Source organism: Luteimonas sp. Soil_C_16 (genome assembly GCF_057657295.1).
Window position 1 is genome coordinate 116,694 of record NZ_JBDGIS010000003.1, and the last position, 26,884, is coordinate 143,577.

Annotated in this window: 20 protein-coding genes and 1 tRNA gene; 17 read left to right on the forward strand and 4 right to left on the reverse strand. The window is 66.9% G+C overall.

Annotated features, from left to right (window positions below; translation table 11 throughout):
* Position 1: 1 nt before the first annotated feature.
* The 15 genes from AC3A5T_RS06915 to asnB all read left to right on the forward strand — a co-directional run bounded on the left by AC3A5T_RS06915 (position 2) and on the right by asnB (position 19,399).
* Positions 2-643: an NADH-quinone oxidoreductase subunit J gene (locus tag AC3A5T_RS06915; RefSeq protein WP_487627951.1), complete on the forward strand. Its 642-nt coding sequence runs from the start codon at positions 2-4 to the stop codon at positions 641-643.
* The gene (gene nuoK / locus AC3A5T_RS06920) at positions 640-966 is read left to right on the forward strand and encodes an NADH-quinone oxidoreductase subunit NuoK (RefSeq protein WP_055247260.1); all 327 of its coding nucleotides are present in this window, start codon (positions 640-642) and stop codon (positions 964-966) included. Before AC3A5T_RS06915 ends, nuoK begins: the two co-directional genes overlap by 4 nt.
* 31 nt (positions 967-997) lie before the next feature.
* Positions 998-3,142, forward strand: coding sequence for an NADH-quinone oxidoreductase subunit L (gene nuoL, locus AC3A5T_RS06925; protein ID WP_487627952.1), 2,145 nt, complete (start codon positions 998-1,000; stop codon positions 3,140-3,142).
* 13 nt (positions 3,143-3,155) lie between these two features.
* Positions 3,156-4,670, forward strand: coding sequence for an NADH-quinone oxidoreductase subunit M (locus AC3A5T_RS06930; RefSeq protein WP_487627953.1), 1,515 nt, complete (start codon positions 3,156-3,158; stop codon positions 4,668-4,670).
* Between the two features lie 16 nt (positions 4,671-4,686).
* Positions 4,687-6,150, forward strand: a complete 1,464-nt coding sequence (nuoN, locus tag AC3A5T_RS06935; RefSeq protein WP_487628190.1) for an NADH-quinone oxidoreductase subunit NuoN — start codon at positions 4,687-4,689, stop codon at positions 6,148-6,150.
* Between the two features lie 121 nt (positions 6,151-6,271).
* Positions 6,272-6,348: transfer RNA gene (locus AC3A5T_RS06940), tRNA-Met, on the forward strand.
* Between the two features lie 263 nt (positions 6,349-6,611).
* Positions 6,612-7,208, forward strand: a complete 597-nt coding sequence (locus AC3A5T_RS06945) for a ribosome maturation factor RimP (RefSeq protein WP_487627954.1) — start codon at positions 6,612-6,614, stop codon at positions 7,206-7,208.
* Between the two features lie 8 nt (positions 7,209-7,216).
* Positions 7,217-8,728: a transcription termination factor NusA gene (nusA, locus tag AC3A5T_RS06950; RefSeq protein ID WP_332078698.1), complete on the forward strand. Its 1,512-nt coding sequence runs from the start codon at positions 7,217-7,219 to the stop codon at positions 8,726-8,728.
* A gap of 154 nt (positions 8,729-8,882) precedes the next feature.
* The gene (gene infB, locus AC3A5T_RS06955; RefSeq protein WP_487627955.1) at positions 8,883-11,495 is read left to right on the forward strand and encodes a translation initiation factor IF-2; all 2,613 of its coding nucleotides are present in this window, start codon (positions 8,883-8,885) and stop codon (positions 11,493-11,495) included.
* 126 nt (positions 11,496-11,621) lie between these two features.
* Complete coding sequence (gene rbfA / locus AC3A5T_RS06960; RefSeq protein ID WP_232136869.1) at positions 11,622-11,981, forward strand: 30S ribosome-binding factor RbfA; 360 nt, start codon at positions 11,622-11,624, stop codon at positions 11,979-11,981.
* Positions 11,956-13,002: a tRNA pseudouridine(55) synthase TruB gene (gene truB, locus AC3A5T_RS06965; protein WP_487627956.1), complete on the forward strand. Its 1,047-nt coding sequence runs from the start codon at positions 11,956-11,958 to the stop codon at positions 13,000-13,002. The genes rbfA and truB overlap by 26 nt, the downstream gene beginning before the upstream one ends.
* A 154-nt stretch (positions 13,003-13,156) precedes the next feature.
* Positions 13,157-13,423: a 30S ribosomal protein S15 gene (gene rpsO, locus AC3A5T_RS06970; protein ID WP_332078701.1), complete on the forward strand. Its 267-nt coding sequence runs from the start codon at positions 13,157-13,159 to the stop codon at positions 13,421-13,423.
* Between the two features lie 120 nt (positions 13,424-13,543).
* On the forward strand, positions 13,544-15,652 hold the full coding sequence (pnp, locus tag AC3A5T_RS06975) for a polyribonucleotide nucleotidyltransferase (protein ID WP_487627957.1): 2,109 nt from the start codon (positions 13,544-13,546) through the stop codon (positions 15,650-15,652).
* A gap of 315 nt (positions 15,653-15,967) precedes the next feature.
* Positions 15,968-17,377: a C4-dicarboxylate transporter DctA gene (gene dctA / locus AC3A5T_RS06980; protein ID WP_487627958.1), complete on the forward strand. Its 1,410-nt coding sequence runs from the start codon at positions 15,968-15,970 to the stop codon at positions 17,375-17,377.
* 312 nt (positions 17,378-17,689) lie between these two features.
* On the forward strand, positions 17,690-19,399 hold the full coding sequence (gene asnB, locus AC3A5T_RS06985) for an asparagine synthase B (RefSeq protein ID WP_487627959.1): 1,710 nt from the start codon (positions 17,690-17,692) through the stop codon (positions 19,397-19,399).
* Positions 19,400-19,449: 50 nt separating this feature from the next.
* On the opposite strand, the gene AC3A5T_RS06990 is transcribed toward asnB, so the two are convergent.
* Positions 19,450-19,998 (reverse strand): cytochrome b, encoded by a 549-nt coding sequence (locus AC3A5T_RS06990; RefSeq protein WP_487627960.1) that lies wholly within the window; start codon positions 19,996-19,998, stop codon positions 19,450-19,452.
* A 188-nt stretch (positions 19,999-20,186) separates the two neighbouring features.
* On the opposite strand from AC3A5T_RS06990, the gene fabV reads away from it, so the two are divergent.
* Positions 20,187-21,398 carry an enoyl-ACP reductase FabV gene (fabV, locus tag AC3A5T_RS06995; RefSeq protein WP_487627961.1) on the forward strand — a complete coding sequence of 404 codons (1,212 nt, stop codon included), beginning with the start codon at positions 20,187-20,189 and terminating at the stop codon, positions 21,396-21,398.
* 8 nt (positions 21,399-21,406) lie between these two features.
* Complete coding sequence (locus AC3A5T_RS07000; protein ID WP_487627962.1) at positions 21,407-21,664, forward strand: hypothetical protein; 258 nt, start codon at positions 21,407-21,409, stop codon at positions 21,662-21,664.
* A gap of 688 nt (positions 21,665-22,352) precedes the next feature.
* On the opposite strand, the gene AC3A5T_RS07005 is transcribed toward AC3A5T_RS07000, so the two are convergent.
* The 3 genes from AC3A5T_RS07005 to AC3A5T_RS07015 all read right to left on the reverse strand — a co-directional run bounded on the left by AC3A5T_RS07005 (position 22,353) and on the right by AC3A5T_RS07015 (position 26,755).
* Entirely contained in the window at positions 22,353-22,679 is a 327-nt protein-coding gene (locus tag AC3A5T_RS07005) for a DUF6966 domain-containing protein (protein ID WP_487627963.1), read from the reverse strand.
* Positions 22,680-22,728: 49 nt separating this feature from the next.
* Positions 22,729-25,311: a penicillin acylase family protein gene (locus AC3A5T_RS07010; RefSeq protein WP_487627964.1), complete on the reverse strand. Its 2,583-nt coding sequence runs from the start codon at positions 25,309-25,311 to the stop codon at positions 22,729-22,731.
* An 85-nt stretch (positions 25,312-25,396) separates the two neighbouring features.
* Entirely contained in the window at positions 25,397-26,755 is a 1,359-nt protein-coding gene (locus AC3A5T_RS07015) for an Hsp70 family protein (RefSeq protein ID WP_487627965.1), read from the reverse strand.
* Between the last annotated feature and the right edge of the window lie 129 nt (positions 26,756-26,884).

A 26,884-nucleotide genomic window follows, 5' to 3' on the forward strand; every position in this document is an offset into this window, starting at 1 on the left:
CATGAATTTCGACCTGATTGCATTCCTCGTCTTCGCCGCGATCACCGTGATGTCCGCGGTGGCGGTGATCAGTGCCCGCAACCCGGTGCACGCGGCGCTGTTCCTGGTGCTGACGTTCTTCTCCACCGCCTGCACCTGGCTGCTGGTCGGCGCCGAGTTCCTCGGCCTCGCGCTGGTGCTGGTCTACGTCGGCGCGGTGATGGTGCTGTTCCTGTTCGTGGTGATGATGCTCGACGTGGACGTCGCGCCGATGCGCGAAGGCTACGTGCGCTATCTGCCGGTCGGCCTGATCGTCGCGGTGGTGATGCTGGTCGAGATCGTCACCCTGATCGGCGTGCGCGCGAAGATGGCGCCGTTCGCCGTCGATGCGGTCGACGAGGCGGGCGTGTCGAACACGGTGTGGATCGCACGCCGGCTGTTCACCGACTTCCTGCTGCCGTTCGAAGTCGCCGCGGTCATCCTGACCGTCGCGGTCATCGCCGCGGTGATGCTCACCCTGCGCCGCCGTCCCGGCACCAAACACCAGAACCCGGGCGAGCAGGCCCGCGTGCGGGCGTCGGATCGCATGCGCGTGGTCAAGATGGACGCGGTGCGTCCGGTCGTCGAGCCCACACCGGGCCAAGGCGAGGGAGAAGCGAAATGACCGAGCTGTTCGGAACCGGCCTCGCGCTGGGCCATTACCTCTCGCTGGGCGCGGTGCTGTTCTGCATCTCCGTCGCCGGCATCTTCCTCAACCGGAAGAACGTGATCATCCTGCTGATGTCGATCGAGCTGATGCTGCTCGCGGTCAACATCAACTTCATCGCGTTCTCGCGCGAGTTCGGCGACGCGGCCGGGCAGATCTTCGTGTTCTTCATTCTCACCGTGGCTGCGGCCGAGGCCGCGATCGGTCTCGCGATCCTGGTCACGCTGTTCCGCAACCGGCGCACGATCAATGTCGCCGAACTCGACACGTTGAAGGGCTGATCCGGGCATGGAGAACGCTGTTTCCGAGATCATGATTTCCCAGACCACGCTGGTCGCGATCGTGCTCGCGCCGCTGCTGGGCTCGATCATCGCGGGCCTGTTCGGCCGCCAGGTCGGCCGCACCGGTGCGCACACGGTGACCATCGCCGGCGTCGCGATCAGCTGCGCGCTGTCGATCTACACGCTGTGGCAGCTGATGCAGGGCGCGCCGACCTTCAACGAGAACGTCTACACGTTCTTCGAGGTCGGCAACTATTCCGCGCACGTCGGCTTCCTGATCGACAACCTCACCGCGATGATGATGGTCGTGGTGACCTTCGTGTCGCTGCTGGTGCACGTCTACACCATCGGCTACATGTCCGAGGATCCGGGCTACCAGCGCTTCTTCAGCTATATCTCGCTGTTCACCTTCTCGATGCTGATGCTGGTGATGGGCAACAACTTCCTGCAGCTGTTCTTCGGCTGGGAAGCGGTGGGCCTGGTGTCGTACCTGCTGATCGGGTTCTGGTTCAAGAAGCCGACCGCGGTGTTCGCCAACATGAAGGCGTTCCTGGTCAACCGCGTCGGCGACTTCGGCTTCCTGCTCGGTATCGCCGGCGTGCTGTACTGGTTCGGCAGCCTGGATTACGCGACCGTTTTCGCTGCGGCTGACACCACGATCGGCGGCGGCCAGACGATCGAAGTGATCACCGGTTTCGAGTGGTCGGTCGCGACTCTGGTCTGCATCTGTCTCTTCATCGGCGCGATGGGCAAATCGGCCCAGGTGCCGTTGCACGTGTGGCTGCCCGACTCGATGGAAGGCCCGACCCCGATCTCGGCGCTGATCCACGCCGCGACCATGGTCACCGCCGGCATCTTCATGGTGGCGCGCATGTCGCCGCTGTTCGAGCTGTCGGAAACCGCGCTGCAGTTCATCCTCTTCATCGGTGCGACCACGGCCTTCTTCACCGGCCTGATCGGCATCGTGCAGAACGACATCAAGCGCGTCGTCGCGTATTCGACGCTGTCGCAGCTGGGCTACATGACCGTCGCGCTCGGCGTGTCGGCGTACTCGGCCGCGGTGTTCCACCTGATGACGCATGCATTCTTCAAGGCGCTGCTGTTCCTGGCGGCGGGCTCGGTGATCATCGGCATGCACCACGAGCAGGACATGCGCAAGATGGGCGGCCTGCGCAAGTACATGCCGATCACGTTCTGGACCAGCGTCATCGGCACGCTGGCCCTGGTGGGCACGCCGTTCTTCAGCGGCTTCTACTCCAAGGACACGATCATCGAGGCGGCCAAGCACGCCAGCGACGGTGGCGGCTGGGTGTTCCAGTACGCGTACTGGTCGGTGCTGCTGGGTGCGTTCGTGACCTCGTTCTACAGCTTCCGCCTGCTGTACATGACGTACTTCGGCAAGGAGCGTTTCCGCGACGCGCATGCGTCCGACGCCCACGCCACGCACGACGCGCACGGGCACGAAACGCATCACGAGCCGCTGCACGACGACGGCCACGGCCATGCGGTCGCCGCGACCGGTCACGCCGACCACGCGCACGACGACCATGGTCACCACGGTCCGCACGAGCCGCACGAGTCGCCGTGGGTGGTGACGCTGCCGCTGATCCTGCTGGCCATCCCGTCGATCCTGATCGGTTACTTCACCGCGGGTCCGATGCTGTTCGGCACCGACTGGACCGGCCATCACGAGGTGCGCGGGTTCTTCGACGGCGTGATCCACGTGCTGGCGTCGAACGACGTGCTGGCCGCGCTGAAGGAAGAGCTGTGGCACGGCCCCGCTGGGTTCGCGCTGCACGGCTTCATGGCGCCGGCGTTCTGGCTGGTCGTCGCGGGCTTCGTGCTGGCGACCGTCATGTACTGGTGGAAGCCCGAGCTGGCGGCGAAGGCCGCGCACGTGTTCCGCCTGCCCATCCGCGTGCTCGAGAACAAGTACGGCATGGACGACCTGTGGATCGGCGGTTTCGCCGGTGGCGGTGTCGGGCTGGGCAAGCTGTCGCGGGTGTTCGACACCAAGGTGATCGACGGCGTCTTCGTCAACGGTCCGGCGCGCGTCGTCGGCCTGGTCTCGGGCGTCGTCCGCCGGCTGCAGTCCGGCGCTCTCTACCACTACGCATTCGCGATGATCGTCGGCCTGATCGTGCTTCTGGCCATCCTCATCAAGTACTGGCGCTGACGGAATACGATACGTGTCGAACTGGCCTCTTCTCAGTCTCCTGATCTGGCTGCCGATCCTCGGCGGTGCGTGCGTGCTCGCTCTGGGCGAACGCCGCCCCGACGCGGCGCGCTGGGTATCGCTGGCGTTCGCGCTGCTCGTCTTCGTTCTCAGCATTCCGCTGTTCACCGGCTTCGACTACGCCAACGCGGGTCTGCAGTTCCTCGAGCGGCGCGAGTGGATCCCGTCGCTCGACATCGAGTACCACCTCGGCGCCGACGGCATCTCGGTCGCGCTGATCATCCTGACCACGCTGACCACCGCGCTGGTGCTGATCGGCGCCTGGGGCTCGGTGACCAAGCGTGTCTCGCAGTACTTCGCGGCGATGCTGATCCTCGAAGGCATGATGGTCGGCGTGTTCGCAGCCGTGGACGCGATGCTGTTCTACGTGTTCTTCGAAGCCATGCTGATCCCGATGTTCATCATCATCGGTGTCTGGGGCGGCGCGAACCGCGTGTACGCGTCGGTGAAGTTCTTCCTGTACACGTTCCTCGGCTCGGTCTTCATGCTGGTCGCGCTGATCTACCTGTACCTCCAGGCCGGCAGCTGGCAGCTGCCCGATCTGTACGCACTGCGCCTGTCGTCGACGGAGCAGATGTGGATCTTCTTCGCGTTCCTCGCCGCGTTCGCGGTGAAGGTGCCGATGTTCCCGGTGCACACCTGGTTGCCGGACGCGCACGTCGAGGCGCCGACCGGCGGCTCGGTGATCCTGGCGGCGATCATGCTGAAGATCGGCGGCTACGGCTTCCTGCGCTTCAACCTGCCGATCACGCCGGACGCCGGCCACGAATGGGCGTGGCTCGTCATCGGCCTGTCGCTGATCGCGATCGTCTACGTGGGTCTGGTGGCGCTGGTCCAGCAGGACATGAAGAAGCTGGTCGCGTATTCGTCCGTGTCGCACATGGGCTTCGTGACGCTGGGTGTGTTCATCGCGTTCGCGCTGATGCGCGACGTGCAGGGTGGCTCGGACGCCGCGCGTCTCGGCCTGCAGGGCGCGATGGTGCAGATGGTCTCGCACGGCTTCATCTCCGGCGCGATGTTCTCCTGCATCGGCATCCTCTACGACCGCATGCACACCCGGAACATCAAGGATTACGGCGGCGTCGCCAACGTGATGCCGTGGTTCGCCGCGTTCTACGTGCTGTTCGCGATGGCCAACTCCGGCCTGCCGGGCACTTCGGGCTTCGTCGGCGAGTTCATGGTCATCCTGGCCGCGTTCCAGAGCCATCCGCTGATCGCGTTCTTCGCGGCGATGACGCTGATCATCGGTGCGGCCTACACCCTGTGGCTGGTCAAGCGCGTGCTCTACGGCGAAGTGTCGAATGCGCACGTCGCGGCGCTCAAGGACATCAACGCCCGCGAAGCGCTGGTGCTCGGCGTGTTCGCGGCCGGCACGCTGCTGATCGGCGTGTATCCCAAGCCGCTGACCGACCTGATGGAGCCGTCCATCGCGCAACTGGCGAACCTGATCGCCGCAAGCAAGCTTTAAGGACACCGTTGCGATGATTTCTGCCCCGATGACGCCTCCCATCCGCACGCTGGCCGAGCTGGGCCCGATCGTGCCCGAGCTCGTGATCGTGCTGGGTGCGTTCGCCCTGCTGATGCTCGACCTGTTCATCGACCCGCGCCGCCGGATCATCACCCACGTGCTGGCCGTCGCGACGATGCTCGCCGCCGCCGCGCTGATCGTGTTCGGCGTCGGTGGCCACGGCAGCATCCTCGCCGACATGTTCGTGCGTGATGGCGGCGCCGACGTGCTCAAGGTCGCCGGTCTCGTGGTCGGCGCCGCGGCGCTGGGCTACGCCTGGACATGGCTGCGCGAGCGCGATCTGTACCAGGGCGAGATCCCGGTGCTGTTCCTGTTCACCACCGCCGGCATGATGCTGCTGGTGTCGGCCAACAACCTGACGATGGTCTACGTCGGTCTGGAGCTGCTGGCGCTGTGTTCCTACGCGCTGGTCGCCTGCGACCGCGACAGCAAGCTCGCGTCCGAAGCGGCGATGAAGTACTTCGTTCTCGGTGCACTGGCGTCGGGCATGCTGCTGTTCGGCATGTCGCTAATCTACGGCGCCACCGGCACGCTGTCGCTGCCCGCGATCAACGACGCGATCGGCGACCTGTCGGGCGACGGCCGCGTGCTGATGCTGACTGGGATGGTGTTCCTGATCGTCGGTATCGCGTTCAAGTTCGGCGCCGCGCCGTTCCACATGTGGCTGCCCGACACCTACCACGGTGCGCCGACGCCGATCGTGGCCTTCATCAGCTCGGTGCCGAAGATCGCCGCGTTCGGCATGGCCTGGCGCCTGCTCGACACCGCGCTCGGCCCGATGCACGACCAGGCGCAGATCCTGCTGTCGATCCTCGCCGCGCTGTCGCTGGTGGTCGGCAACCTGTTCGCGCTGGCGCAGACCAATCTCAAGCGCATGCTCGCTTACTCGACGATCTCGCACGTCGGCTTCCTGTTCCTCGGCCTCGCCGGTGGCGGGGAAGTGGGCTATGCCTCGGCGATGTTCTACGTCGTCAGCTACGCGGTGATGTCGGCGGCCGCGTTCGGCGCGATCGTCATGCTGTCGCGCAACGGGTTCGAAGCCGATCGCATCGACGACTACAAGGGCCTGAACCAGCGCAGCCCGTGGATGGCCGGCCTCGTGCTGTGCGTCATGGCCTCGCTCGCCGGCGTGCCGCCGTTCCTCGGCTTCTGGGCCAAGCTCGCCGTGCTGCAGGGCGCCCTGCAGGGCGATCTGCTGTGGCTGGCCATCGTCGGCATCGTGTTCGCCGTCATCGGCGCGTTCTATTACCTGCGCGTGATCAAGGTGATGTACTTCGACGCCCCCGAGGCCGCGCCGATGGCCCAGCGTCCCGGCACGCCGATGCGCGTGGTGTTCGCGCTGAACGTGCTGGCGCTGCTGGTGGTCGTACCGTTCTTCAGTCCGCTGATGGCGTGGTGCCAGCAGGCATTCGCCGCCTGAGTCTGTTAAGATGCGCGCCCGGTCGTTGCGAACGCAGCGATCGGGGGGAAGTTCGAGGGACGCGGAATCGTTCGAAACTTCTTGCACTATCGAAGAGAAATCTTCATAATTCCGCTTCTGATGCGGGGTGGAGCAGTCTGGCAGCTCGTCGGGCTCATAACCCGAAGGTCGCAGGTTCAAATCCTGCCCCCGCTACCACATTCAACGCAGTAAAGAAGGCGCACCTCCGGGTGCATCCGACGCGAAGAATCTGGGCTTTGCCGAAGCAACTGCTTCGCTTCGGCGCCGACATCCAGTGGTATCGGACAAGGGGCCCATCGGGCCCTTTGTCGTTTTCCGCGATCGGAAAACCGCAGGCGCCCGGGGCAACGCGGTGCGCTTCACGACAGCGACGATCGTGCGATACCGGATACGCAACGGACGAGGGATCAGTGGCGGACAAAGCGACACAACTGACGCAATTGCTGGCACCGACGGTCGAGGCCCTCGGGCTCGAACTGCTGGGCATCGAATACCTGACGGCGCCGGGTGGCGCGCTCGTGCGCATCTACATCGACGTGCCGGCCAGCGCCGAAGTCGGCCAGGCCGATCCGGAAGGCGAGGGCGGCCAGGGCGTGACGATCGAACACTGTGAGGCGGTCAGCCGCGAAGTGTCGGCGCAGCTCGACGTCGAGGATCCGATCAGCGGCAACTACACCCTCGAGGTGTCGTCGCCCGGTATCGACCGTCCGCTGTTCAACGTCGCGCAGTTCGCGCAGTTCCAGGGCGAGACCGCGAAGGTCGGCCTGAAGCTGCCGCAGGACGGGCGCCGCCGCCTGACCGGTCGCATCACCGCGGTCGAAGGCGACACCGTGACGTTCGATGTCGACGGCAACACGTTCACCGTGCAGGCCGACAACATCGAGAAGGCCCGCGTGGTGCCCGACTGGGCCGCGCTGGGCCTCGCCGCGTCGAAGGACAAGAAGGACAACGGCCGCGCCACCGGCGCGACCCGCAAGGCCAACCACACACCACGTGACAACAAGCGGTCGGCGGATCCGTCGACCGGTGCGGAGTGAATGAAAAGATGAGCAAGGAACTGTTGCTGGTCGTCGACGCGGTCGCGAGCGAGAAGGGCGTCCCGGAATCCGTGATTCTCGAGGCCATCGAAGCCGCGCTGGCGACTGCCGCCAAGAAGCGCTACATGGACCAGGACGTGCTGACGCGCGTCGCGATCGATTCGAAGGACGGCAGCTACGAGACCTTCCGCCGCTGGGAAGTGGTGGCCGACGACGTCGTCATGGAGTCGCCGGACCGCCAGCTGCGTCTGATGGACGCGATCGAAGAAGCCGAAGGCGTCGAGGTCGGCGACTACATCGAAGAGCAGATCGAGAACGTCGACTTCGGCCGCATCGCCGCCCAGGCCGCCAAGCAGGTCATCGTGCAGCGCGTGCGCGAAGCCGAGCGCCAGCAGGTCGTCGATGCGTGGAAGGATCGCGTGGGCGAGCTGGTCACCGGCGTGGTCAAGCGCGTCGAACGCGGCAACGTCTACGTCGATCTCGGCGGCAATGCCGAAGCGCTGATTCCCAAGGACAAGGCGATTCCGCGCGACGTCGTGCGCGCCGGCGATCGCGTGCGCGGTTTCCTGTTCGACGTGCGCAGCGAGCCCCGCGGCCCGCAGCTGTTCATCAGCCGCGCCGCGCCGGAATTCATGATGGAGCTGTTCAAGCTCGAGGTGCCGGAAGTCGGCCAGGGTCTGGTCGAGATCAAGGCCTGTGCACGTGATCCGGGCGACCGCGCCAAGATCGCCGTGCTGGCCTACGACACCCGCACCGATCCCATCGGCGCCTGCATCGGCATGCGCGGTTCGCGCGTGCAGGCGGTGTCGAACGAGTTGAACGGCGAGCGCGTCGACATCGTGCTGTGGTCGGACAACCCGGCGCAGTTCGTCATCAACGCGATGGCCCCGGCCGAAGTGCAGTCGATCGTCGTCGACGAAGACAAGCACTCGATGGATCTGGCGGTCGCCGAGGACAAGCTCGCCCAGGCGATCGGCAAGGGCGGCCAGAATGTGCGCCTCGCCAGCCGCCTGTCGGGCTGGCAGCTCAATGTGATGACCCAGGACCAGGTCACCGCGAAGTCGGACGCCGAGCAGGCATCGGCGCGCGCCCTGTTCCAGGAGAAGCTGGAAGTCGACGAGGAAATCGCCGGCATCCTGGTCGCCGAGGGGTTCAGCACGGTCGAGGAGATCGCCTACGTGCCGGTCGGCGAGCTGCTGGCGGTGGAAGGCTTCGACGAGGACATCGTCGAGGAACTGCGCGGCCGTGCGCGCGACTCGCTGCTCAACGACGCGCTCGCGGTCGAAGAGGGCGTGGACGAGAATGCGCCGGCGGACGATCTGCTCGCGCTCGAAGGCATGGACGAGGCGACGGCGTATGCGCTGGCCGCCAACGGCATCCGCACCAGCGAGGACCTGTCGGACCTGGGCGCGGACGAAGTGGTCGAGTTCGGCATCGAGGACCTCGACGAGGCCCGCGCCGCCGCGCTGATCCTCGCCGCCCGTGCCGAAGAGATCGCGCGCCTGGAAAGGGAAGGCTGACGGGTCGCGCCGCGCCGGTGCCCAGTACCGGCGCAGAACGCGGCCGCCAGCCACGGATGACGATCCAGTTCGGAACGAATCCCATGCAGCGGTAGAATGACAAATCCACTGCGCCCCGCACTTCGCGGCGGCGCGCAAGGAACCGGAATCACGAATGTCGCAACAAACCACCATCCGCAAGCTGGCCGCACTGGTGAACACGCCGGTCGAGAAACTGCTTGAACAGCTGTCCGAAGCGGGCATGCCGTTCAGCGATCCCGACCAGAGCGTGACCAGTGCCGAGAAGCTCAAGCTGCTCGGTTTCCTCAAGCGCGCGCACGGCAAGGGTGAAGACCCGGCCGAGGAAGCCGCTGCGCCGAAGAAGATCACGCTCAGCCGCAGCCGCAAGCAGGAACTGACGGTCGGTGGCGGCAAGAACCGCCAGACGGTCGACGTCGTCGTGCGCAAGAAGGTCACGCTGAGCCCGAACGCGGGTGGTGCGGTCGATCCGGACGCCGAGCGCGCCGAGATCCTGCGCAAGCTCGAAGAGTCGCGCGCGAAGAACCTGTCCGAGCAGCAGCGCCTGGCCGAGGACGACAAGCGTCGCGCCGACGAAGCCGAAGCGCGCAAGCGCGAAGCGGAAGCCGAGGCCGAGCGTCTGCGCCAGGTCGCAGCCGCCGCTGCCGCCGTGCCGCCGGAAGACGCCGCCGAAGCGACGCGTCGCCCGCCGGCTGCGCACGGTCACGGCCACAAGCCGCCGGCGCCGCCGCGCGCCGACGACCGCAACGCGCCCGCCGGTGCCAAGCACAAGGGCAACCGCGGTTCGCACGCGATGGTCAGTGGCGTCGAGGACGACGACAAGACCGCGCGCTTCGCCGGCCAGTTGCACCTCAGCGCCTCCGATCGCGCCCGTCGCAGCACCAGCAACACGCGTGGCAAGCCGCAGCGTGGCGGTCCGCAGCGTCGTGGCAGTGCCCCGTCGCGCAGCGGCGGTGGCCCGCACGGCTTCGAGCGCCCGACCGCGCCGATGCAGCGCGAAGTGGCGATCGGCGATGCGATCACCGTGGCCGATCTCGCGCAGAAGCTCGCGATGAAGGGCGGCGACGTGGTCAAGGCGCTGTTCAAGATGGGCGTCATGGCGACCATCACCCAGTCGATCGACCACGACACCGCGGCGCTGGCCGTCGAAGAACTCGGCCACATTCCGGTGCGCGCCGATGCCGACGACGCCGAGAGCGAGCTGATCGCACACGTGGGCGAAGCGCAGGGCGACCAGGTCGCGCGTCCGCCGGTCGTCACGATCATGGGTCACGTCGATCACGGCAAGACCTCGCTGCTCGATTACATCCGTCGTACCAAGATCGCCTCGGGCGAAGCGGGTGGCATCACCCAGCACATCGGCGCGTACCACGTTGAAACCGACAAGGGCGTCATCAGCTTCCTCGACACCCCGGGCCACGCGGCGTTCACGTCGATGCGTGCGCGCGGCGCCAAGCTCACCGACATCGTGATCCTGGTGGTCGCGGCCGACGACGGCGTCATGCCGCAGACGGTCGAGGCGATCAAGCACGCGAAGGCGGCGAAGGTGCCGCTGATCGTGGCGATCAACAAGATCGACAAGTCGGGCGCGGATCCGTCGCGGGTCAAGAACGAACTGCTCGAGCACGAGATCGTGGCCGAGGACTTCGGCGGCGACACGCAGATGGTGGAGCTGTCGGCCAAGACCGGCGACGGCGTCGACGATCTGCTCGATGCGATCTCGCTGCAGTCCGAAATCCTCGAACTGCGCGCCGTGGCCGAAGGCCGCGCGAGCGGTACGGTCATCGAATCCTCGCTCGACAAGGGCCGCGGCCCGGTCGCGACGGTGCTGGTGCAGAACGGCCTGCTGTCGCGTGGCGATTACCTCGTCTGCGGCGTGCAGTACGGCCGCGTGCGTGCGCTGTTCGACGAAACCGGCAACCAGGTGCCGACGGCCGGTCCGTCGATCCCGGTGCAGGTGCTGGGTCTGTCGGGCGTGCCGGATGCGGGCGACGATTTCGTCGTCGTCGCCGACGAGCGTCTGGCCAAGGACGTGGCCTCGCAGCGCGACACCAAGCGCCGCGAAACGCGCCTGGTGCAGGCTGCGGGCAACCGCATGGAAGACATCATGGCGCAGATGGGCCAGGCCGAGCAGCAGCTGTCGCTCAACCTGGTCATCAAGGCGGACGTGCAGGGTTCGGTCGAAGCGCTCAAGCAGTCGCTGGTCGCGCTGTCCAACGAACAGATCCGCATCAACGTCATCGTGTCCGGCGTCGGCGGCATCACCGAATCGGACGCCAACTCGGCGGCCGCGGCGAAGGCCACGATCATCGGCTTCAACGTCCGTGCCGACGCATCGGCGCGCAAGGTGATCGAGAACAGCGCGCTGGATCTGCGCTACTTCTCGGTGATCTACGACGTGATCGACCAGGTCAAGCAGGTCGCCTCGGGCATCCTGGGCATGGAGATCCGCGAAGAGATCATCGGTACCGCCGAAGTGCGCGACGTGTTCCGCAGCTCCAAGTTCGGTGCGGTCGCCGGCTCGATGGTCATCGAGGGTGTGGTCAAGCGCAACAAGCCGATCCGCGTGCTGCGCGACAACACGGTCATCTTCGAGGGCGAGCTGGAATCGCTGCGCCGCTTCAAGGAGAACGTCGACGAAGTGCGCAACGGCACCGAGTGCGGCATCGGCGTCAAGGCCTACAACGACGTCAAGCCGGGCGACCAGATCGAGTGCTTCGAGCGCATCGAGGTCCAGCGCACCCTGTAAGGGCGCGCCGGATGCAATGCCGGCGGCCGGGCTCCGTACATGCGGACCCGGCCGTCGTCGTCTCAGGCGGTTCCGTCCGCCGTCTTCCAGACTTTCTTCCGTCCCATCGCAACAGGTGTTCCATCCGTGCCCACGAAATCCTTCCACCGTACCGACCGCGTCTCCGCCCAGCTCCGTCGCGAGCTCGGAACGCTCGTGCGCGAGGCAGTGTCCGAACACGGCTTGCCGTCGGTCAGCGTGTCCGACGTCGAGGTCACCCGCGACATGGCCCACGCCAAGGTCTTCGTGACCGCGCTGCAGTCCGAGCGCGCCGACGAGGCGATGAAGGGCCTCAAGGCCGTCGCGCACGAGATCCGCTTCCGCCTCGCGCGCGCGGTGAAGCTGCGCCACGTGCCGGAATTGCATTTCCACTACGACGATTCGGTCGATCGCGGCGAGCGCATCGACAATCTGCTGCGCGATGTCGGCGAACCTTCCGCCGACTGACGCCGGCGCCCCGCCTGCGACGTCGCCGCGCCCACGCGGCAAGCGTCGGCAGCAGGACCGTCCGCGCACCCAGTTCCGCAAGCTCGACGGCATCCTGCTGCTCGACAAGCCGCGCGGCATGAGTTCCAACCAGGCGCTGCAGCGCGTGCGGCACCTGTTCCGCGCCGAGAAGGGCGGCCATACCGGCAGCCTCGATCCCCTGGCGACCGGCCTGCTGCCGGTCTGCTTCGGCGAGGCGACCAAGATCGCCGGCGGCCTGCTCGGCGCACGCAAGGCCTACACCACCGTCGCCCGGCTCGGGCAGGTCACCGACACCGACGATGCCGACGGCGAAGTCCTGCGCGAGCGCTCGGTGCCGTCGCTGACCATCGAAACCCTCGATGCCGCGCTCGGCCAGCTGGTGGGTCGCATCCAGCAGCGCCCGCCGATCTACTCCGCGCTCAAGCGCGGCGGCGAGCCGCTGTACGCCAAGGCGCGTCGCGGCGAGACGGTCGAGGTCGACGTGCGCCCGGTCGACGTGCACGCCTTCGAACTCCAGTCGGCGGCCGATCTGCTCGACGGCGTGCTCGAACCCGACGGCATGCCGCAGCTGCGTCTGCACGTCGAATGCGGCTCGGGCACCTACGTGCGCAGTCTGGTCCGCGATCTGGGCGAGCTGCTGGGCTGTGGCGCGCACGTGGCCGAGCTGCGCCGGCTCTGGGTCGATCCGTTCCGCGATCCGCGCATGTGGACGCTGGAGGACCTGCAGGCGCTGGCCACGCGCGGCGAATCGCAGCTCGAAGCCTGTCTGCTGGAGATCGAGGCCGGCATGCTGGCGTGGCCGAAAGTCCACGTCGACGCGCGCCAGGCTGCGCGCCTGCAGAACGGCCAGGACGTGCCGGTCGCGCATGCACCGGTGGGCGAGGTGGCCATCATCGGGCCGACCGGTCGCGCCGAAGGTCTGGGGCAGATGGCCGACGATGGCCGCCTGAAACCGCAACGCATGTTCCGCCGCGCAGACGCGAACGACACCGGGGCCTGAATGGCCGCCTTGTCCGGCTGTCCGCCCGGCGGTACAATTTCGCCGCCTTTTTCAAGGCACACTGCAGCATCCATCCATAGGCGGTCCGGGCGGTACGCGACGGTCATACGACCGGTCGCTGTCTTCTGCGGGACCCGCGTCCAGAGAACATGAAATGACCAGCACCATCGACAACGGCAAGATCATCGAAGAACACAAGCGCGGCGACAACGACACCGGTTCCCCGGAAGTCCAGGTCGCTCTGCTGACTGCACGCATCGTGCACCTGACCGAGCACTTCAAGACGCACAAGAAGGATCACCACAGCCGCCGCGGCCTGCTGATGATGGTCAACCGTCGTCGCAGCCTGCTCGACTATCTGCACCGCAAGGATGCAGGTCGTTACAAGGCCCTGATCGAGAAGCTCGGTCTGCGTCGCTAAGACTGGTACCCACCGCGGCGCAGAAATGCGCCGCGGTTCTTTTTAGGGCGTGGGCAGCGTCCGCCCGCCGGGGCATGGGTCCCGGACGGTTCATCGCAAGAGACATCAAGGAATTCCAACGTGGCAAAAGTGACAAAGAGCTTCCAGTACGGCAACCAGACGGTGACGCTCGAGACCGGCGAGATTGCGCGCCAGGCCGGCGGCGCCGTGATGGTGTCCTGCGATGGCACCCAGGTGCTGGTCGCCGCGGTCGCCAACAAGACCGCGCGCGAAGGCCAGGATTTCTTCCCGCTGACCGTCGACTACCAAGAGAAGTTCTACGCCGGCGGCCGCATTCCGGGTGGCTTCTTCAAGCGTGAAGGTCGCGCCACGGAGAAGGAGACGCTGATCTCGCGTCTGATCGACCGTCCGATCCGTCCGCTGTTCCCCGATGGCTTCCGCAACGAAGTCCAGATCATCGCCACCGTGATGTCGATGAACCCGGACGTCGACGGCGACATCCTCGCGCTGATCGGCGCCTCGGCTGCGCTTTCGCTCTCGGGCGCGCCGTTCGACGGCCCGATCGGTGCCGCCAAGGTTGGTTACAAGGACGGCCAGTACCTGCTGAACCCGACCGTGTCGGAGCTGAAGGATTCGGACCTCGAACTCGTCGTCGCCGGTACCGCGAACGCCGTGCTGATGGTCGAGTCGGAAGCGAAGGAACTCTCGGAAGACGTGATGCTCGGCGCCGTGATGTTCGGCCACCAGCAGATGCAGGTCGCCATCGCCACGATCAACGAGCTCGTCGCCGAAGCCGGCAAGCCGAAGTGGGAATGGTCGGCGCCGGCCGCCAACGAGGGCCTGATCTCGACCCTGCGTACCGCGATCGGCGAGCAGCTCGCCAGCGCGTTCCAGGTGCGCGACAAGCTCGAGCGCAAGGACGCGATCTCCAAGGTCAAGAAGGCGATCCTCGAGGCCGTGCAGCCGCACGCCGAAGCCAACGCCTGGTCGAACAGCGAGCTGTCGAAGGAATTCGGCGAGCAGGAATACCAGACGATGCGCGACTCGGTCCTCAAGACCAAGGTCCGTATCGACGGTCGTGCGCTCGACACCGTGCGTCCGATCGCGTCGAAGGTCAGCATCCTCCCGCGCGTGCACGGCTCCTCGCTGTTCACCCGTGGCGAGACGCAGGCGATCGTCGCCGTGACCCTCGGCACCGCGCGCGATGGCCAGATCATCGATGCCGTCGCCGGCGAGTACAAAGAGCACTTCCTGTTCCATTACAACTTCCCCCCGTATTCGGTGGGCGAAGCCGGCCGCATGATGGGTCCGAAGCGTCGCGAGATCGGCCACGGCCGTCTGGCCAAGCGCGGCGTGCTCGCCGTGATGCCGACGATGGAGGAATTCCCGTACACCATCCGCGTCGTGTCGGAGATCACCGAGTCGAACGGTTCCTCGTCGATGGCGTCGGTCTGCGGTTCGTCGCTGGCGCTGATGGACGCGGGCGTGCCGATCAAGGCACCGGTCGCCGGCATCGCGATGGGCCTGGTCAAGGAAGGCGACGACTACGTCGTGCTGTCGGACATCCTGGGTGACGAAGATCACCTCGGCGACATGGACTTCAAGGTCGCCGGCACCACGAACGGCATCTCGGCGCTGCAGATGGACATCAAGATCCAGGGCATCACCGAAGAGATCATGAAGGTCGCACTGGCCCAGGCGAAGCAGGGCCGTCTGCACATCCTCCAGGAGATGAGCAGCGCGCTGACCACGGCACGTACCGAACTCAGCGAGTTCGCGCCGCGCCTGATCACGATCAAGATCCATCCCGACAAGATCCGCGAAGTCATCGGCAAGGGCGGTTCGGTCATCCAGGGCATCACCAAGGAAACCGGCACCCAGATCGACATCCAGGACGACGGCACGATCACGATCGCCTCGGTCGACGCCGCTGCCGGTCGCGCCGCGAAGGAACGCATCGAGCAGATCACGTCGGACGTCGAGCCGGGCCGCATCTACGAGGGCAAGGTCGTCAAGCTGATGGACTTCGGTGCATTCGTGACGATCTCCCCCGGCAAGGACGGCCTGGTCCACGTGTCGCAGATCTCCAACGAGCGTGTCGAGAAGGTCGGCGACGTGCTCAAGGAAGGCGACGTGGTCAAGGTCAAGGTGCTGGAAGTCGACAAGCAGGGCCGCATCCGCCTGTCGATGAAGGCCGTCGCCGAAGGCGAAGGCACGCCGGCCGAGTAATCGCCAGCGTTGCATGCAAGTTGAAAACGGGCCGCGCAAGCGGCCCGTTTTCGTTGGGGAATCCGGTCGGTGTCGACCACGCGCCTCGCGCTCGCATCGAAGCCGGGCCGCGCACGTCGGATGCGGTTTCCACCTCCGCCGACCTCTCGATGCAGGTGCGACGGATGCATTTTTCGATTGCTGCTCAAACAGCCGCAATCCCTGCAAATCCCCGCAAAAGAACGCCCTTCGACGGCGTTCCCGTACGAAACTGACTGCGCCACCTAGTCCCATGGTGTGAGTTTGCAATCGTTGTTCATCTGGCAGGCTTGCGGCATGCAGACCGATACCTCGACCCAGACCGCTGTCAAAGCCCCGACCCCCGGGCCCGCGCCGAAGCGCAAGAAGTTGTGGCACCACCTGTACTTCTGGGTACTGGTGGGCATCGCCGCGGGCATTGTCATCGGCCTCGCCGCGCCGCAGGTCGGCGCGCAGATGAAATGGCTGGCCGATCTCTTCATCAAGCTGGTCAAGGTCGTCATCGCGCCGACCATCTTCGCGACCGTCGCGGTGGGCATCGCCGGACTCGGCAACCTCGCCAAGGCCGGCGGCCTGGCGCTCAAGACCGTCATCTACTTCAACGTCACCACCGTCTTCGCGCTGGGCATCGGCCTGGTCGTCATCAATCTGCTGGGCCCGGGCCGCATGCTCGGCCTCGACATCGCCACCTTCGACGCGTCCGCTGCCGACGGCACGCTGCAGAGCGCGGGCGCCGCGGCGGGCGAGGGCATCACCGGCTTCCTGCTGCATCTGGTGCCCAGCTCGTTCATGGGCGCGTTCGTCGAGGGCCAGCTGATCCAGGTGCTGGTGATGGCGATCCTCGTCGCCTGCGCGATCACGATGCTCGGCGAACGCGGCAAGCCGGCGGTCGCCGCGCTCGATACCATCGCCCAGGTGATGTTCGGCGTCATCAAGATCGTCATGTGGTTCGCGCCGCTGGGCGCGATGGGCGGCATGGCCTTCACCATCGGCGAGTACGGCAGCGCGATCCTCGGCTCGCTCGGCTACTTCATGGTCAGCTTCTGGATGACCTGCCTGCTGTTCCTGTTCCTGGTGCTCGGGCCGATCTGCTGGTGGTCGGGCTTCAGCATCTTCAAGTACATCCGCATGATCCGCGACGAGCTGCTGATCGTGCTCGGCACCTCGTCGTCGGAAACGGTGCTGCCGCGCATGCTGAGCAAGCTCGAGGCCGCCGGCGTGCCGAAGTCGGTCGTCGGTCTGACGATTCCCACCGGTTATTCCTTCAACCTCGACGGCACCGCGATCTACATGACGATGGGCGCGATCTTCATCGCCCAGGCCTTCGGCATCGAAGTGCCCCTGGGCACGCAGATCGCGCTGCTGGTCTTCATGCTGATCTCGTCGAACGGTGCGGCCGGTGTGTCGGGCGCGGGCCTGGTGACGCTGGCGGCGTCGCTGGCGGCGTTCGAGAGCGTGATTCCACTCGCGGGTATCGCGCTGATCGTCGGCATCGACCGTTTCATGTCGGAGGGCCGTGCGCTGACCAACCTCACCGGCAACGGCATCGGCACGCTGGTGATCGCGCGCTGGACCGGCCAGCTCGATCGCGAGCGTCTGCAGGAGGTGCTCGACAATCCCTCGCTGGTCGATCCCGACCGCCTGCTGGCGGAGAAGAACGCGGCCGCCGCTGCGCAGCCGCCGATCGACGCCCTCCCGGCCAAGTGAAGTCGATGGCCGCGTTTCGATGCGGCCCGCGTTGAACGATCAGGTGCAGCCGTTGCGCACGCAACGGTTGCACCGCTTCCGCAGAGCCTTTAGGTTGCACCCCATGCCCCGCATCGCCGCCAACAATCGCAACCGCAACGCTCTGCGCACGAATAATCGTGCGCGGCCGATGCGGGTGTGGGAGCTGGCGCAGCAGTAACGCAAGACGCGCAGGCACCGGAACACGAACCCGCATCGGCCGCGATGCGGGTTTTTTTGTGTCCGCATCCGGCTCCACCGACATCGCAATCCACGACATCCAGGAGCTCCACCATGTGTTCGATCTTCGGCATCTTCGGCCTGCAACCCGGCGACGACGCAACCGCGCTGCGCCGGCAGGCGCTCGAGTGTTCGCAGCGCCAGCGTCACCGCGGCCCCGACTGGAGCGGCGTGCACGTCGACGATCGCGCGATCCTCGTGCACGAACGCCTCGCCATCGTCGATCCGGCGGGTGGCTCGCAGCCGCTGCTGTCCGAGGACGGCGCGCTGGTGCTCGCGGTCAACGGCGAGATCTACAACCACCAGACGCTGAAGACCGAACTGCGCGTGCCGTACGCGTTCCAGACCGCGTCCGATTGCGAAGTGGTCAGCGCGCTGTACCGGGAGCACGAGGCCGACGGCAGCGGTCCGTCCGTGTTCCTCGAGCGGCTCAACGGCATCTTCGCGTTCGCATTGTGGGACCGCGACAGCGGCCGCGCGATCATCGCCCGCGATCCGATCGGCGTGGTGCCGCTGTACTGGGGTCACGACCGCGAAGGCCGCCTGCGCGTGGCGTCGGAAATGAAGGCGCTGGCCGATACCTGCGCCGATGTCGCGCAATTCCCGCCCGGCCACTGGTACGACAGCGCGACCGGCGTGCTCATGCAGTACTACAAGCGACCGTGGCGCGACTTCGATGCGGTGGAAGGCGTGGACGTCTCGCTGGACGATGTGCGCGAAGCGTTCGAGGCCGCCGTGCATCGTCAGCTGATGACCGATGTGCCCTACGGCGTGCTGCTGTCGGGTGGTCTGGATTCCTCGCTGGTCGCCGCCGTGGCCGCACGCTACGCACGGCATCGCGTCGAGGATGGCGACCGCAGCGAAGCCTGGTGGCCGCGCCTGCACTCGTTCGCGATCGGTCTCAAGGGCTCGCCCGATCTCGCCGCGGCGGCGATCGCCGCCGAGTCGCTGGGCACCGTGCATCACGGCTTCGAATACACGTTCGAGGAAGGCCTCGACGCGATTCCCGACGTGATCCGCCACGTCGAGACCTTCGACGTGACCACGATCCGCGCGTCGACGCCGATGTTCCTGCTCGCCCGCCGGATCAAGGCGATGGGCGTGAAGATGGTGCTGTCGGGCGAGGGCAGCGACGAGATCTTCGGCGGCTATCTGTACTTCCACAAGGCGCCGGACGCGCGGCAGTTCCACGAGGAACTGGTGCGCAAGCTCGACGCGCTGCACAACTACGACTGCCTGCGCGCGAACAAGTCGATGATGGCCTGGGGTGTGGAACCGCGCGTGCCGTTCCTCGACCGCGCGTTCCTCGATGTGGCAATGCGCTTCGACGCCGCGCACAAGATGATCCTTCGCGGCAGCGACGGGTATCAGCGCATGGAGAAGGGCGTGCTGCGCGCCGCGTTCGACGGCCATCTGCCCGACGAGATCCTGTGGCGCCAGAAGGAGCAGTTCAGCGACGGCGTCGGTTACGGCTGGATCGACGGCCTCAAGGCGCATGCCGAGGCGCAGGTCAGCGATCGCGAACTCGCGGCCGCGGCGAGCCGCTTCCCGTACAACCCGCCGCAGACGAAGGAGGCGTACTTCTACCGGAGCGTGTTCGAACGCGTGTTTCCGTCACCGGCGGCGGCCGCCACCGTGCCGGGCGGCAAGTCGATCGCCTGTTCGTCGCCTGCGGCGATCGAGTGGGATGCTGCGTTCGCGAATGCCGCCGATCCATCGGGGCGTGCGGTGGCCGGCGTGCATAACGCGGCGGTGGCGGCCTGAGTATTGCCCCCGCCTCCGCGATGCGGGGGCTGGGGCAGATTCCTGCGGGCTCAGAGCTTGCCGGCCATCCGCGCCAGCGTCGTATCGCGCCAGAAGAAGTGATGCAGCGCGACCATTGCGATATGGCCGGCGACCACCGCCAGCAGCGTCCAGGCGATGACGCCGTGCGACAGATTCGCCGGCGCCATCAGCCAGTCGAGTTTTTCGCCGGTGGCGGGCAACAGGCGAATGCCCCACGGCGCGAAGCCGCGGCCGCTGCCGTATTCGCGCAGCAGCGCGACGGTTGGCACGTAGAACATCAATGCATAGAGCAGGGCATGGCCTGCGAGCGCGAGACGGCCGACCCCTGTCGCCGGATGCGGCGGACGATTGCGCCATTGCGACAGGCCCCAGGCGCCGCGCAGCAGGATCGCCAGCATCAGCAGCGTGCCGACCGGCTTGTGGCTGCCGACGAGGAAGGCGGTGAGCGGATGGCGACCGAGCAGCAGCTTCACGCCCATGCCGGTGAACTGCCACGCGAACAGCGCGCCCATGCCCCAGTGCAGCACCCGCGTGACCAGGCCGTAGCGCAGCGGTGAATCGGTCCAGCGAGACGGCATGGGTGCATCCGGTGCGAAGTCAGGTGCACAGTTCAGCCGCGCGCCCGCGTGCTGTCAATCGCGCGCGCGAAGTCGCGTGCAGGATTCGCGCGCGCGACCGTGCCGCTTCACCATCGACCCCCGTACGGGACCGCGGCGACCCCAGCCCGTAAACTGGGCGCCACGTTTCCAGACACACGGGCGACACAGTGATCATCCATCCCAAGGTCCGCGGCTTCATCTGCACCACCACGCACCCGACCGGCTGCGACCACAACGTGCGCGACCAGATCGCGGCCACGCGCGCGCGCGGTGTGCGCGACGACGGTCCGAAGAAGGTACTGGTGATCGGCGCATCCAGCGGCTACGGCCTCGCCGCGCGCATCAGCGCGGCGTTCGGTTTCGGCGCCGACACGCTCGGTGTGTTCTTCGAAAAGCCCGGCACCGACAAGAAGCCCGGCACGGCCGGCTGGTACAACTCGGCCGCGTTCGATCGCTACGCCAAGGAGGCCGGCCTCTACAGCCGTTCGATCAACGGCGATGCCTTCTCCGATGCCGCGCGTGCACAGGCGATCGATCTGATCAGGAACGAGATGGGCGGCCAGGTCGATCTGGTCGTCTATTCGCTGGCCTCGCCGGTGCGCAAGCTGCCCGACACCGGCGAAGTGAAGCGCTCCGCGCTCAAGCCGATCGGCGAGGCCTACACCTCGACCGCGATCGACACCAACAAGGACCAGATCATCGAGGCGTCGATCGAGCCTGCAACCGAGCAGGAAATCGCCGACACCGTGACCGTGATGGGCGGTCAGGACTGGCAGCTGTGGATCGACGCACTGCGCGAAGCCGGCGTGCTGGCCGATGGCGCGAAGACGGTCGCCTTCAGCTACATCGGCACCGAGATCACTTGGCCGATCTACTGGCACGGTGCGCTGGGCAAGGCGAAGGCCGATCTCGACGCGACCGCGCGTCGCCTCGATGCACAGCTCGCCGAAACCGGCGGCAGCGCGAACGTCGCGGTGCTCAAGTCGGTCGTCACGCAGGCCAGCGCCGCGATTCCGGTGCTGCCGCTGTACATCGCCATCGCCTTCAAGGTCATGAAGGAAAAGGGTCTGCACGAAGGCACGCTCGACCAGCTCGACCGCCTGTTCCGCGAGCGCATGTACCGCGCCGACGGCGCGCCGGCCGAACTCGACGACGAAGCGCGCCTGCGTCTGGACGACTGGGAGCTGCGCGACGACGTGCAGGCGCAGTGCAAGGCGCTGTGGCCGCAGATCACGACGGAGAACCTGTTTGCGTTGACGGATTACGCGGGCTACAAGCACGAGTTCCTCAAGCTGTTCGGTTTCGAGCGCAGCGATGTGGATTACGACGCCGAGGTGGATCCGGTGGCGGAGTTCGATGTGATCGAATTGCGGGACTGATCGCAACCGTGCTCTCGGAAAAGCCCCGCTCATGCGGGGCTTTTTTTGTGGGTCTGCGCTATCGCGACGAAACAGGGTGTGTGTGTCGGCAATCCATTGGATGCGCTGTTACCGGGGGGCATGCGCTGGAGATTGTTGGCTTCGCTCGTGCTTTCGTCTTTGCCGTCGCCGTCGCCGTCGCCGTTGCCGTTGCCGTTGCCGTTGCCATTGCCATTGCCATTGCCGTTGCCATTGCTGTTGCTGTTGCCTTTAGCTTTGGTTTTTGATTTGAATCGAGCCGTAAAGAGAGCCGAGCACCGGAGCCTGGCGTGGCCGAAGAGCAGCCCATGTCTGAGCGCAGCGAGTTTGGGCTGCGTGCCGCGTCAGGCGAGGAGCACAGGGGACCGACGCGGCTTCATCGCGTCGGCTCGCGTCCGGCGAAGGGACCTTTTGGTTCCTTTTGGGTCCGTCCAAAAGGGACTCGCACGCGCAGCGGGCGAAAGCCCTGCAATTGCGTTTCGCTTTCCAGCCTTGGCACTGGATCTCGATGCGCCACCAGACGAAGTGCTCGCAAGGCGAAGATCAAGTACAGGGCTTCCGCGCTGTCGCGCGGCTTACTTTTGTCTTGGCAAAAGTAAGCAAAACCGTCTTCGCCGGACGCGATCCGCCGCGATACAGCCGCGGCGGTCCCCTGCGCTTCTCGGTCGACGGGGCACGCAGCCCAAACTCGCTGCGCTCAGACACGGGCTGCTCTTCGACCCCGCCGCCCTGCGATGCTCGGCTCGCTTTACGGCTCGATCCAGATCAAAAGCCTCGAGCCAAAGCCAAAGCCGAAGCCAGAGCTAAGGCCAAAGCCAAGGCCAAAGCCAGAACCAGAACCAGAGCCAGAGCCAAAGTTCGGGTCAAAGCTCGTGCAACACACAGCCAGCAATCGATTCACATCAATTGCGAAGCTGCGCCCGCTGGAGCAATGCGTCAGACGTCGATGCGCCGGAGTTCGAGAGCGGCGTCGTACACAGCGCCGCTGGCCGCATCCAACGCTTCCATGCCACGAACGACCTGTCCGTTCCGCCACGGCGCGTAATCGTTGAAGCTGCCCATGCCACCGAAGACATGCATCACCGACCCGGACAGCGCGTTGAGTGCCTCCTGATCCAGCGCGCTGTTCGCGAGCAGGTCGGCGCGGGACAGGCAGGACTCGAAATGAAGTGTCCACGGGCAGTCCGCGTCGAGACGCAGCAGTGCGACGAGGGCTCGCAGATGGCGTTGCAATGACGCGAGTTGTGCGCGGCGGTCCGGCATGAGGAGGCGGGTCAGGATCGAAAGAAAATCGATGCGGCATCAACGCGCTTCAGCGCGACGCTGCTGCGGGTACGAGCCGTAACGTATGTGCCGTCGTCTGCGGCAGGAACGGAGAGGGACGTCCTTGCGCCCAGTCGTCGTGACCCGCGCCCCAGTAGGGCGACAGGGGATGTCCGCTCTGGCCACCGGGCATGTGGGTGATGCCGTCGGCCTCGTGTCCGGGTGCGACGACCATGCGTTGCGACGCGCCGAAGGCCGGGCCCTGTACACGCGGCATGGTGCCGTCGCCGGGTAGCGGCTCGGCAGGCATGCACAGTGCGCGCTTGCCGAGTAGCGGAATCGCCGACGCGAGCGGGTGGCAGATCGCGGTGGTGTTGCGTTCGCCCCAAGTGCGTTCGGCGAGTGGGCCGTCTCCGGCGACGCTGTCGCGCACGTCGCGGGCCGCGTCTTCGAACAATGCTTGCCAGCCGTTGTCGACCGGCGTGCAGACGCCGCGCTGGGTATCCGGTGTGCAGGCGAAGCGGCGCGGCAACAGATGCGCCGGACGCTGTTCGATAAGCGGCCAGACCACGCCTTCGAAATTCGGCGGATCGGGCGTTTCGAATGCATCGCCCAGCGCGGCGCGTGCGGGTGCCGCGAGGCCGTCGGCGAGGCGTGCGTGGACGGCGAGGCGCCATGCGCGGATCAGGCGATAGCCGACGGAGTCGACGCCGGCATGACCGCTCCAGTCGCGCGAGGCATCGGCCAGCGCGCGCAGCGCGCTGTCTCCGGCCGCTTCGTTCGCGATCGCGCCCAGCAACGCGTGCCAGCGCGACAGCAGCAGGGCGCGATCGTCGAGCTGGATCGCGAGCAGGTCACGTTCGGCGAACTGCGTGCGTGCATCGAGACCTTCGCGGATCTGCCAGGCGCGCATGCCGAGCGCGGCGCCGCCATCGCCGATGCGGGCGAAATCTTCGCCATCGACGACGCGACTGTTCGCGGTCCACAGGCGATCGGTATCGGGCGAGCGCAGCAGCGGCGAGGCGCCGGTCGCGATGGACCACGGCGCGCAACGGTTCGCGTCGGTCGCGATCTCGGCTGTCAGCGGCACGGAGACGGTGCGGCCATCGCAGCCGGCGTCGCGCATCGGAATCGGGCCGAGCAGACGCCAGGCGATGCGGCCGGCGCGCTCGCCGATCACCAGGTTCTGCGTCGGTGTGGCGGTGCGATCGGCGATGGCCAGCGCATCGTCGAGATCGCGCGCGTGGGCGAAGTCGGCGAGACCGAAATTCAACGCGCCGGGCTGATGCGCGGTCCAGCGAAGTGCGAGCGCGCTGCCGTCCGCGTCGCGGTGCACCAGCGGGCCCCAGTCGCTGTCTTCGACGACCAGCGTGACCGCCTCGCCGCCGGCCACGTCGATACGCTCCTCATGGCGCACGACCGGCGTGCAGCCCGCAGGCGCGCCGTCGGTGCAGGGCACCACGCGCTGCCAGTCGAGGTAATCGCCGTAGCTGTTGGTGAAGCCCCAGGCGACGTGCGTGTTGCTGCCGACGATGACCGCGGGCAGACCCGGCAGGGTGAAGCCGGTGACGTCGACCTGCCCACCCGGCGCACGTGGATCGGGATAGCGCAGCCGTGCGCGGAACCAGATGTTCGGCGCCCGCAGGCCCAGATGCATGTCGTCGGCAACGAGGGCGCGGCCGTCGGCCGTCAATGCACCCGACACGGCGAAGTTGTTGCTGCCCCGACCAAGATCGGCCGCCATGGGCGGCCCACCTTGGCCTCTCTCCCGCGCCGCGGGAGAGAGGGGGACCGTTTGTGAAACAAACGGTGGAGTGAGGGCTAGCGGAGATGCCGGGTGTGAGGCCTCGTCCTGCGCAGACCTGACGGATGCGAACGGCGATCCATCACCACGCGCGTCATCGCTCTCCAAAACATCCAGCGTCCGCAGATCCACGACGTCCGCGCCCGGCAACACCGCATCGCCCCGTGCGGGCCCGAACAGCGGCGCATCCCAGCGGCTGCCGTCATGTGCGAACAGATCGAACAGCGCCGGCGGCAGCGCAGGCCGCAAGCGGTGCATCGCCAGTTCGCGCGCGTTGGTCGCGTCCTGCAGATCGAAATACATCGCGAAGCCGGTCAGCGCGGAATCCGCCGGCGTCCAAGGCTGCGGCGTCTGCCGCAGCAGCAGGTAGGCCCACGGTCGCGCACCCAGTGACGCGAGTCCGGCATTGGCGCCGTCGGCGTATGCCCGCAGTTGCGGCATGCGATCGCCGGCGACTGCAGGGAGGTTCTCTTCCACCCGCGCGCGCATGCGATGCACACGGTTGCGACGATCGGTTTCGAGCGCGCGTTCGCCGAACAGCGCCGACAGTTCGCCCGACGGCACGCGGCGCATCAGGTCCATCTCGAAGTACCGCTCCTGCGCATGCACGAACCCGAGCGCGCGCATCGCGTCGGTTTCGTTGGCGGCGGTGATCGTGACCATGCCGGCGGCATCGCGTTCGATGGTCGCGGGCGCCGCGAGCCCGGGCAGCGGCTGGTCGCCGTCGAGCGCCGGCAGGCTCACGCGCAGCGACAGCCAGATGAAGAGGCCGGCCGCGACCAGCAGCACGACGAGCGCGAGCACCGCCCGCAGGATCCATTTGCGCATGCACGAGTCCCCGGCCGCGGCAGATGCGGCGCGGTCCGATTATTCCACGGGCATGTTGCGGGCCGACGCCGGCCCGGCGCTTGGCTCAGTTGCGGGCGTGCTCGGCCAGGCCGGACACCACGCCCAGTGACGGATCGCCGCGCACGATGCGGGCATCCGGAAAGCGCGCGTGCGCGGCCGCCTGCACGTAGGGCGCGCCGGACATGCCGCCGGTCAGGAACAGGCTGTCGGGCGGCGCGTCGAGATCGCCGCGCACGTCGTCGAGCAGCGCGCCGATGGTGTCGAGGAACCGCGCGCTGGCAGCTTCCAGCGCCGCGCGCGTCGCATCCACGCGCAGGCCGGGTTCGATGTAATCCAGCGCGTGGCCGGCTTCGTCGTGACCGCTCAGCCGCACCTTCATGCCTTCGACGCCGCGGTACAGGCGCGTGGTGCCACCGTCATGCTGCAGAGCCTGCAGACGTGGGCCGAACGGCGCATCGACGTGGCCGAAGTCGCGCTTGTGGAAGTCGCGCTGCCGCGGCATGTCCTGCACCGTCGCCGCCTCGACGAAGTGGTGCACCGGAATGCGGCTGGCGCCCTTGCCGAACAGCGGCATGACCTGGGCCATGCTCAGCGCGAGGTCCACATCGGTACCGCCGTTGGCGACGCCCCAGGCGCGGTGCACGCGTGGCGCGCCGTCGCCGCCGACTTCCGCCAGCGCGATGTCGGTCGTGCCGCCGCCGATGTCGACGACCAGCGTGGTGTGCCGCTGCGGACTTTCGGCGTGGTAATGCAACGCGGCCGCCGCGGGTTCTTCGAGGAATTCGATCGAATCGAAGCCGGCCTGGGCCGCGGCATCGCGCAGCAGCGCCAGCGCCTGCTCGCCGCCGGCCTCGCCGAGCGAACTGCGGAAACGCACCGGCCGGCCCAGCGTCGCTGCGCGCACGGTCGTGCCGAGCTGCTGGCTTGCGGTCAGGCGGATGTGTTCGAGGATGTGCGCAGCGATGCCGGTGATCGTCTCCTTGGCGCGCGGATGCAGGTTGAAGCCGAGCATGGATTTCGGCGACTGCACCAGGTTGCCGCTGCCTTCGAGCAGGTAGCTCTCGATCGCCGCCTCGCCGAACACCGCGTGCTGCAGATCGGCGGCCGAGGATTCCGCGTCGCGCATGCGCGCCTCCAGCCACTGCCGACGCACGATACGGATCGCGTCGCGGCGCAGCTGCGCCGCCGGGCGCGGCGCACCGCCGGCGCGGGTCTGGTCGCTGCGCAGGCCGCGTATCAACGATTCCACCTCGGCCTCCATCGCCCCGTCGAGCTCGAAGGCGTCGAGATCGGGCAGGGTGGTCGGGAAGAACACCGCGGTGCGGAACTGCGGCTGTCCGTCGAACTGGATGTGCACCAGCCGGTCGCCGATGCGCGCAGCGGCGGCGGAGTAGCTGGTACCGAAGTCGATGCCGATCTTCATGGGGGAGGCGACAGGCGGAAGGCGCGGGAGTCTACGCCGATGCGCGTCACGCCGCGCGCAACGGCCTGTGCGGTCTGCGCAACGCCGGCGCGGCGCGCCTGAGAATGCGAAATGCATCCATTCCCATCC

Bases quoted from the DNA above. Each gene is read 5' to 3' on its own strand.
- AC3A5T_RS07005 (WP_487627963.1), bottom strand. From the start codon at position 22,679: ATGCCGGACCGCCGCGCACAACTCGCGTCATTGCAACGCCATCTGCGA.
- AC3A5T_RS07015 (WP_487627965.1), bottom strand. From the start codon at position 26,755: ATGAAGATCGGCATCGACTTCGGTACCAGCTACTCCGCCGCCGCTGCG.
- nuoL (WP_487627952.1), top strand. From the start codon at position 998: ATGATTTCCCAGACCACGCTGGTCGCGATCGTGCTCGCGCCGCTGCTG.
- dctA (WP_487627958.1), top strand. From the start codon at position 15,968: ATGCAGACCGATACCTCGACCCAGACCGCTGTCAAAGCCCCGACCCCC.
- rpsO (WP_332078701.1), top strand. From the start codon at position 13,157: ATGACCAGCACCATCGACAACGGCAAGATCATCGAAGAACACAAGCGC.
- AC3A5T_RS06990 (WP_487627960.1), bottom strand. From the start codon at position 19,998: ATGCCGTCTCGCTGGACCGATTCACCGCTGCGCTACGGCCTGGTCACG.
- nuoK (WP_055247260.1), top strand. From the start codon at position 640: ATGACCGAGCTGTTCGGAACCGGCCTCGCGCTGGGCCATTACCTCTCG.
- asnB (WP_487627959.1), top strand. From the start codon at position 17,690: ATGTGTTCGATCTTCGGCATCTTCGGCCTGCAACCCGGCGACGACGCA.
- AC3A5T_RS06915 (WP_487627951.1), top strand. From the start codon at position 2: ATGAATTTCGACCTGATTGCATTCCTCGTCTTCGCCGCGATCACCGTG.
- nusA (WP_332078698.1), top strand. From the start codon at position 7,217: ATGAGCAAGGAACTGTTGCTGGTCGTCGACGCGGTCGCGAGCGAGAAG.
- infB (WP_487627955.1), top strand. From the start codon at position 8,883: ATGTCGCAACAAACCACCATCCGCAAGCTGGCCGCACTGGTGAACACG.
- truB (WP_487627956.1), top strand. From the start codon at position 11,956: ATGTCGGCGAACCTTCCGCCGACTGACGCCGGCGCCCCGCCTGCGACG.
- AC3A5T_RS07010 (WP_487627964.1), bottom strand. From the start codon at position 25,311: ATGCGCAAATGGATCCTGCGGGCGGTGCTCGCGCTCGTCGTGCTGCTG.